This window comes from Ensifer sp. ENS08 (genome assembly GCF_014852195.1).
Taxonomy (GTDB): Bacteria; Pseudomonadota; Alphaproteobacteria; order Rhizobiales; family Rhizobiaceae; genus Ensifer; species Ensifer adhaerens.
Genome location: NZ_JACVBF010000039.1, coordinates 1 through 8,328, shown reverse-complemented (window position 1 = coordinate 8,328; position 8,328 = coordinate 1). Strand labels below are relative to the sequence as shown.

7 protein-coding genes are annotated in these 8,328 nt (G+C 56.1%); 2 read left to right on the top strand and 5 right to left on the bottom strand.

The window, feature by feature from the left end; all coding sequences use genetic code 11:
- Positions 1-997: 997 nt before the first annotated feature.
- From IB272_RS34365 to wrbA, 5 genes are all read right to left on the bottom strand, one after another.
- The gene (locus IB272_RS34365) at positions 998-1,453 is read right to left on the bottom strand and encodes a carboxymuconolactone decarboxylase family protein (RefSeq protein WP_192445882.1); all 456 of its coding nucleotides are present in this window, start codon (positions 1,451-1,453) and stop codon (positions 998-1,000) included.
- A 4-nt stretch (positions 1,454-1,457) separates the two neighbouring features.
- Positions 1,458-1,877 (bottom strand): cupin domain-containing protein, encoded by a 420-nt coding sequence (locus IB272_RS34360; protein ID WP_192445881.1) that lies wholly within the window; start codon positions 1,875-1,877, stop codon positions 1,458-1,460.
- Between the two features lie 215 nt (positions 1,878-2,092).
- Positions 2,093-3,586, bottom strand: coding sequence for a sodium:solute symporter family protein (locus IB272_RS34355; RefSeq protein ID WP_192445880.1), 1,494 nt, complete (start codon positions 3,584-3,586; stop codon positions 2,093-2,095).
- A complete protein-coding gene (locus IB272_RS34350) occupies positions 3,576-3,752 on the bottom strand; it encodes a DUF3311 domain-containing protein (RefSeq protein WP_192445879.1) in 177 nt (58 codons plus the stop codon). The genes IB272_RS34355 and IB272_RS34350 overlap by 11 nt, the downstream gene beginning before the upstream one ends.
- A 141-nt stretch (positions 3,753-3,893) precedes the next feature.
- On the bottom strand, positions 3,894-4,499 hold the full coding sequence (gene wrbA / locus IB272_RS34345; RefSeq protein ID WP_192445878.1) for an NAD(P)H:quinone oxidoreductase: 606 nt from the start codon (positions 4,497-4,499) through the stop codon (positions 3,894-3,896).
- Positions 4,500-5,048: 549 nt separating this feature from the next.
- Here wrbA and IB272_RS34340 point away from each other — a divergent pair.
- Together IB272_RS34340 and IB272_RS35745 are read left to right on the top strand one after the other, a co-directional pair.
- Positions 5,049-5,330: a hypothetical protein gene (locus IB272_RS34340; protein ID WP_192445877.1), complete on the top strand. Its 282-nt coding sequence runs from the start codon at positions 5,049-5,051 to the stop codon at positions 5,328-5,330.
- Between the two features lie 7 nt (positions 5,331-5,337).
- Positions 5,338-8,211, top strand: a complete 2,874-nt coding sequence (locus tag IB272_RS35745; RefSeq protein WP_192445876.1) for a two-component regulator propeller domain-containing protein — start codon at positions 5,338-5,340, stop codon at positions 8,209-8,211.
- Positions 8,212-8,328: the final 117 nt, after the last annotated feature.

The following is an 8,328-nucleotide window of genomic DNA, read 5'->3' as shown; positions in this document are numbered from 1 at the left end:
TGCAAAACAACGACCCAGGGGAGCACCAACTGGCCGGCTTCAGAGCGGAATGGTGGCCGGCATAAAATCGGAATAGGTGGCCGGCTTCGTTTCGGAATCAGCGGCCGACTTCACCGGAATGCGCAGATTGGGATAGCGTCGGAGGACCGGTCCGCGGCACATTGGCAGAGGATGGACGTTCCATCCGGATGCCGCCTCAGTCGCAATGTCCAGGGCTCGACGTTGCGCTGGAAGCGGAAGCTTCTGAACTGCAGTCGACATGGGCGGCTTCAACCGTTCGTGACGAATGGCCGTAAGTTCTGTAGCTTTTTTCGAGAAGATGCTCCGCCAGTCTCTCGTCGGCTTCAGTGCCGTTTACCTGTTCATTCGGCTCTTCGGATTTTCGTCTCGGGGTTCCGATGGCCGCGGGACCGAACTGTTCTGTGGCATGCGGTCGTCCGCCTTGGCAGCCGCCGTCGTACGGGACTTGTGTTCCGGCCGTCACCTGTCAGGCCGGACGCAGCTGTTCGGACTTCTGCTCAACGTGGCGTGTCGCTTGAACACGCAGTTCCACACGATTCCGAATAGCCGAACTTGCGCAGGTGCCGAGCTTCGCCTCGGACTAGATCGCCCGCTGTCGAACATGCCCTCATGGGGAGATCGCGCGTTGACCGGAGCAGGTCCCTCTGCTCCGGCGTGGGACCGTCCGCATGCAGCACGTTCGCATGGGACCAAGCGGCCTCCTCTGAACAGCGGAAGGCAACGGACACGGTTTGAAATGCAGGATTTGAAACGATGTTGATCGCGTCCGACGCGGTTCGCGACGGCGGTGTCCAAGGGAACTGACTTCGCGATCCCTTAGGTCCGCCGTCGGGAATGTTCGCCAGGCAAAACGACAGTCGCGTCAAACCGGGTTCCTTGGAAGGGGCTATCACTCGACGAAATCCAACACCAGATTGGGATCTAGAACCACGCTTGCAGCCTCGCTGAGTTGCAGCCTGCAAGCGTGCTTCGGTCCCTACTTGACGGCTACCGCTTGTGGAACATTCCTGAAGCTGATAGCCATCCGATTATAACTGTTCATCAGGCCGATGGCGATGGTGAGGTCCACAAGTTCACGTTCGCTGAAGAATGCGCTCGCCTCTTCGTAGGCGCTGTCCGGCACACCGGTTTCCGCAACGCGCGTTACAGTTTCCGCCCATGCCAAGGCTGCGCGTTCACGCTCGTCAAAGAGATTTCCAGCCTCTCTCCATGCTTGCAGCAGAGCGATCTTCTCGATCTGCTGGCCCTTTTTCAGGAGATCGCGTGTGTGCATATCCAAGCAGAAGGCACAGTTGTTGATCTGTGAGATGCGCAGATAGACAAGTTCCACCAGCACTGGAGAGAGGCCACTTTGCATAACGTAGCCGTAGACCCCCCCCAGTGCTTTAACGCCAGCGGGCGCGATCTGATTGTAGTCGAGACGTGCTGACATCTGTTCACTCTTTCCCTTTTGTGTTGGTTGTCAGCTCCTGCTCGTCAGTGTCGACGACGAAGACAGCGAGAAGCTTGGCGGGCTTCGTCGTGCTCGCATTGCGACTTACAGGGTGGCTGGAGCCAGGGGTCTCGTAAAAGCTCTCTCCGGGGCCGTAGGTCTTCTTAGGGCCATCGTTCACCTGAGATTCGATTTCGCCAGAGAGTACGTAGGCAAAAATGAAGGCAGATTCGGCGTGGATGTGCGGCAACGATGCCGCGCCCGGTGCATAGTCAACCACTACCGCGCGGACCGATTTACCGGGAATGTTGGGGATTGCCTGGTCGAAGGTCGGCGTTACGGTTTCCAACTCATGTGCTGTAGCCGGAACTGTAACCAGAGTAAGGGCCGCGAGGGCTGCGCCAATGATGGATCGTGCACGCATTTAACATTCTCCTTTGCAGTTTCAACGCCTTAAAATACGACCCTGTTAGTTTTGTAAGAAGCACCGAGAATGATCGAAAACGCTGTACCAGGGCCGCCGTCTGGCCGCGATGCAATAGCTCCCGACTGGAGAGTGGAGTCGGGCCCGCGGACCGTCCCAAGCCGGCGTGTCCTGACGAAAGATCGATCCTGAAGACGGCTGATCTTTTGTAGGATTCAATCTTTGCTGGGCAAAATGCTCCGACTAGTGTCGTTGGCGGAAATTGCGAGGTTCAAGATCACAGCGGTAGCCACGTTCAAGAACAGCGCTATAAGTCCGGTGTAGATTGTCACCTGAACTTCGGAGAAAGCAAAGGTGTGCAGCGGTTTCAGGCCGTCACTCCAAACCAGCAAAGTGCCGCCAATGAATCCGGCAGCCCATCCTGCGAGAAGTGCCGGTGCGCGGAACCATGTGCTGTAGAGCCCGAAAACGAGCGCTGGGAGTGTTTGCAGTATCCATAGCCCTCCCAACAGTTGCAGGTCGAGGGCAAATTGAGTGGGCAGGAACAGGATGGCCAGGAGCGCGCCGACCTTCACTAGCATCGATGTTACCTTCGCAACCTTCGCCTCGCCCGCGGGCGTAACCTCGGGATTGACCCAGACTTTCCAGAAATTGCGAGTGAAGAGGTTCGCCGCGCCAATGCTCATCACAGCGGCGGGCACCAATGCACCGATCGCTATTGCTGAAAACGCAAAGCCAGCGAACCAGCTTGGAAACAGATACTTGAACAGCGCGGGCACAACGTCGTTGTTGCTCTCGATCTGAAGGCCGGCGGCGTGTCCCATGTATCCGAGTAACGCGAGCAACCCTAATAAAAGCGTGTAGGCGGGCAACAGGATGGCATTTTTTCGGATCGTGTTTACTCCAGCAGATGCGAATATCCCGGTCAATGTGTGTGGGTACATGAATGCGGCCAACGCGGATCCTAGTGCGAGCGAAGCATAGGGGAGGAACTGACTTTCATTCAGCAAAATACCTCCGGCGCCTTTGACTTGAAACGCGCTGTCTGCCGCGGCGAATACGGCTCCATAGCCTCCCAGCTTTGATGGAACGATGATTACGGCAGCCAAAACCACGACATAGATCATTATATCCTTCACGAATGCAATCAACGCTGGTGCGCGCAGACCTGAGGAATACGTGTAGAGCGCCAGGACTAGAAAGGCTGTTATGATAGGTATTTCACCTGTGAGGCCTAATGCCTTGATCGCGACTTCCATGCCGATAAGCTGCAACGCGATATAGGGCATGGTCGCAACTACGCCCGTTACTGCTACGGCGAGTTCTAGAGCACGGGAATTGTAGGCGCCTCGGACGACATCACCTGCGGTGACGTGCCCGCATTCTTTAGCCGTCTTCCATAACAATGGCATTACTGCGAAGACCAGCGGATAAACGATGATTGTGTAGGGAAGTGCGAAGAAGCCATATGCGCCCACGGCGTACACCAGTGCGGGAACAGCGATGACCGTGTATGCGGTATAGAAATCTCCTCCGACCAGAAACCATGTTATCCAAGTTCCGAACTTCCGGCCGCCGAGGCCCCATTCATCAAGGTGGTCGAGGGACTCCGCTCGTCGCCAACGCGAGGCGAAGAAACCCATGGCTGTTACGAGGACAAAGAAAAAAACAAACACTGCCAGGGCGGAACTATCGATTTCAGTGGTCATCACGAACACTCCTGTAGACGACGTAGGTCAAGAGCGACGTGAGGGGTACCCAGGCGAACTGATACCAATAGAAAAAAGGAAAACCGAGAAGCATCGGCTCTTGGAAGTTATACAGCGGGACGATAAGCAATCCGATAAACGGTGCCAGCAGCAGTAGTCGGACCACGACGTTCTCTCCCCTACGAACAGGCTGTTTCAGGACTTTCTTTTTGACGTTTTGGTCAGATCGCGTGCATCGATGCACGTGCCGACTTTCGGAAGCCAGCGCTTCTGCGTATTGTGTCAGGCGGCGCGAGGCGCTTGGAGCCTAACCGGTGCTCCGTAGTTTCCCGGCGATACGGGCGACGTGAGCGCCTTGGAAACGCGCACCTTCGAGCTCAGGTAGTGAGGGCTGCCTGCCGCCATCGTCACCCGCGATTGTCGATGCGCCATACGGAGAGCCGCCTTTGACCTCTCCGACGCCAGATTGACCTTCAAACGTGTAAGGCAATCCGGCGACCACCATCCCATGCTGCATCAAAGTGGGAATAAACCCTAGAATCGTCGACTCCTGTCCGCCGTGTTGCGTACCGCTCGACGTAAAGACCGAGCCTACCTTCCCAACCAGAGCAGCGGTCGCCCACAGTTCACCGGTTTGGTCCCAGAAGTTGCGCATTTGGGAGGCGACCGCTCCAAAACGGGTGCCACATCCCACAATTATTCCGTCGTATTGTGCTAATTCGCTTACTTTAGCTATCGGAGCACTTTGGTCCATTTTGTAATGAGATGCCGCCGCGACCTCATGTGGTACCAATTCCGGCACACGCTTCACGACGGCGTCGGCACCGGTGGAAATCGCGCCAGCGGCGACAGCATTCGCCATCGTTTCGATATGCCCGTAGGACGAATAGTACAGTATGAGCAGTCTGGTCACGACACTCTCCGTTCCAACAGATTTGTTTGGAAATGTAGCTGCTTTCTGGCTCTCTATCCGTTCCCGCGCCTTGCCAAGGCGCCTCCAGTTACGCCGATACGGCCCGTGTGCAGATGGAAACGTTCGCCATGCGCGAACTCCCGCGCGGGTGGAGCGGCCGCAACTTGGATATCCTTCGATCGGTGAGCGGCAGCTGCGCGTGCCTCGCCGGAGGGGCTTTTCCTGGATGGCATTGCTTGTCCTCGATCATCACCGTCCGCAGATGCTAATCTCTAGCCAGTCGTTAAAGCTATTGTACGTTGGTATCCCCGCGCATCCGCGGGCTCGGGAACAGACGTTCCGGACGATGACGTCCAGCCGATCATTTCACACGAGGAGGCCGTGGAAAGTGGGCGGGCATCGCTCATGCTCTACATAACGCCATTTCCACTTACGCGTTCATACTGCCAACAGAAGAGCTCGAAAACTCGGGCGTACCCCCCGATCGGGTGTATACAGCCGATCAAACAGGTCTAAAATTCGTGGACGCAAATTTCTAAGGTGTGACCGATGAAGGTGCAGACTGATATTGCGTTGAGGACATGCGCAGGGCCCGGTGACTTGGGAGAGGACCACTTCAGCGCTAGAGAGAAGCTTCGGTCGGAAGACCTGGAAGCTAAGCTTCGCGAAATGCGGATAGTTGTCAGCGTTGTCGCACTCGGAGTGCACTCCAATCTGCGGTGGCTCTCACGCGACGAGCCAGATATAGAAGCTGCCCGTTGCACCTCCGCGAAGCTTGTTGAACAGATCAACCGCCTGGAGTACCTTTTGAAGGAGTTGGCTGAGAGGTAGCTAGGCCGTGATAAGGGAAGCTGCGTTCAAGACGAGGCGCTGTTTTCCGGTCTTTTGTCTGTTGTGTGCGTTCTTCGTTGTTTTTGCGAATAAGGCTCAAGCTGAACATGTTCTGCTTGCGGCAGTCGAAGAAGCGTTGGAACCAATTAAAGTCCACGACAAAAACGACATCCTTTTCAGGCATCTTTCCGTCTCGCAAGGTCTGTCCCAGACTCGGGTATCTCAGATACTCCAGGACGACGAAGGATACATCTGGTTTGGTTCCCAACACGGGGTCAGCAGATATGATGGGTATGCGTTTCGTACGTTCCGACACGAGCGCGCAAACCCAGGAAGTCTCAGCGGGACCTTCATATACTCCCTGTTTAAGGACAAGAAGGGAACAATATGGGTCGGCAGCGACCAGTATCTTGACGCGTTTGACAGCGGGACGGAGCTGTTTCGCCATTATGTGATCGACCCGAGTTCTCCCACTGTGATTCACATTAGCGAGGGTGCAGAAGGCAAGCTCTGGTTGTCCACGAGCCAAGGGCTCTTTGCACTTGATCCAGAATCAGGCGACGTGACGCGGTATGGCCACGACCCCCTCGATCCCAATGGTCTGTCCTCGAGCGATATAAAATCCACCGGATTTGATCGTCATGGCGTGTTCTGGGTCGCCAGCGGCTTTGGACTTGAAGCGCTAGACCCGGCGACTGGAAAGGTTTCTCGCCGCATACCGCTTCGCCAAGAGGTGCGAGAGTTCGGCTTTCATGAGGACTCTCATGGAACGTTCTGGATCTACTATGGGGCGGGCAACGGTTTAGCAATCTACGATCGGACGACTAACGTCGTGAGGCGCCTGGCCTATGATGAAGCGTCTTCAGAAACGAGTTTGTCGGGGGTTTATTCTCTGATCGAAACGTCTGGGGGCGACATCTGGCTGGCGACAATGGGGTCGGGGTTGTTGAAGCTCAACCGGGGCTCGTTCACGTTCGACCGCTATCTGCACAACCCCAGCGACCAGCGAAGCCTCGCCGCAAACCGTGCCATTGCCCTGCGTGAAGATCGGGAGGGCAATATCTGGGTCGGGCTACATTCAGCAGCCCCCAATATGTTTCCTTCCGAACGCGCGCCATTCGAGCGGCTCTGGCCGCTTCCCAAGCTGCCCAACAAATTGGGCGAGTCGCTGGTCAATACGATCCTGGAAGACCAAGAAGGATACGTCTGGTTTGGTGCAAGCGGCGCTCTCAACCGTTTGGGCCCCGATCGTGCATTGACAGTTCATACGCCGCTCGGCCGCGATACGCCCGTTGAGATCCTCACGCTTTTGGAAGGAGGAGATGGTAAGCTCTGGATAGGCACCCTCGGCGCGGGGCTGTTGGCATACGATCGGGAGACCGGCGAAATTGCTTCATTTCGGAGTGAGCCCGGAAATGACGAGTCGATAAGCAGTGATATCGTCACGCGCATTTACCCCGCCGGGGAGTCCTCCTTCTGGATCTCCACCTGGAATGGGCTGAACCGTTTCGATATCAAATCTTCAAAATTTCAGCGCTACTTTCGAACAAACCCAGCGCACAGCGCCTTCTTCTCAATCGCTTCGGACCTGGAGGGGCATCTCTGGCTTGGCAGCACCAAGGGATTGGCCAGGTTCTCTACATCCACAGGCCACTTCGAGACATACATCAACGAGCCGATGAATGAGCTCTCGTTGTCAAACAACACGGTCAATTCGGTGATTGTCGACAGCGAACAGGTCGTTTGGGTCGGAACCCAGAACGGGCTTAACAGAATCAAGCCTCCCTACGATCGGGTCGAATCTTTCTTCGACATAGATGGCCTTCCAGGAAACGTCGTCAGTTGCATCCTTGAAGACGAGGCTGGGCATTTGTGGATGAGCACCAATAAGGGTGTTGCCCGCCTGAATCCAAGAGATCTCAGTTTCAGCAACTTCACCACGCAAGATGGCTTGCCCGGCGAAGATCTGACTGGATGGAACGCCTGCGCAAGATCTACCAACGGGTCGATGTATTTCGCTGGATTTTCGGGCGCAACAGTTCACAGACACACGGTACCACTTTCAGCAAAACCCGCACCTAACGTAGTCTTCAGTGACATCTCCGCGGGCGGTCGGCAAATACCGACGCCTCGCGGCAATTCTGCCATTGCCATCGACCACAGCTCCGATTTGCGGGTGACGTTTGCCGCACTCAGCTTCCTTGACCCGCCCAGCACCAGGTATCGCTACAGGCTGAACGGGTTGGACGCTGATTGGCACACGGTTTCGAGTGAAGGCAGGACGATCAATTACGCTCATCTTCCGGCGGGCGCATATCAACTGGTGGTACAGGCAGCCGTGCAGCGAGGGAGTTGGACCGACGAAGGCGCTTTGCTGAACATAGTCGTCCATCCTCCATGGTGGCGCTCTTGGTGGTTCGTTGTCCTAGCGTCGCTTGCCCTCGTCTCCGCTTTCGCGCTGGCTTTTCGGGCGCGTTCGGCTCAACTAAGAAACGAGTACAACATTCGGCTGGCTGAGAGGGTCGGTGAAAGAAGCCGCGTGGCGCGCGAACTGCACGATACATTGCTGCAAAGCTTCCAGGGTCTTTCTTTCCAGATGCAGGCTATGCGTCATCTGTTGCCATCCAAGCCCGCCCAAGCGATCTCGCTGCTCGACTCTATCCTAGACCGAAGCGATCAGGCAATCTCTGAAGGGCGGGATGCTATCCAGGCGCTCAGAGAAGCACCGCCGAACGTCGAAATCGTCAAGGAACTGCGCGACGAAGGCGAGAGGCTCGCGAGAAGCATCAGCGAGCGTCTCCGCCCGGAATTTGCTGTAGTGGCGCTAGGCGATCCCTTGACGCTCGACGAGGTTGAGCTTCTAGAGCTCTATCTGAATTAGCCCCCGAAAGGCCCGGACATGCTCCCCCACTTAGTTAAGTGTGTAGGAGTAATGTCGGCATTATGACTAGCAGCAATTTTAAGATGGAAGTTCTCTCTGGGCCGGAACGTCGGCGGC

Coding starts and splice junctions, on each gene's coding strand:
- IB272_RS34365 (WP_192445882.1), bottom strand. CDS start 1,453: ATGTCAGCACGTCTCGACTACAATCAGATCGCGCCCGCTGGCGTTAAA.
- IB272_RS34360 (WP_192445881.1), bottom strand. CDS start 1,877: ATGCGTGCACGATCCATCATTGGCGCAGCCCTCGCGGCCCTTACTCTG.
- IB272_RS34355 (WP_192445880.1), bottom strand. CDS start 3,586: ATGACCACTGAAATCGATAGTTCCGCCCTGGCAGTGTTTGTTTTTTTC.
- IB272_RS34340 (WP_192445877.1), top strand. CDS start 5,049: ATGAAGGTGCAGACTGATATTGCGTTGAGGACATGCGCAGGGCCCGGT.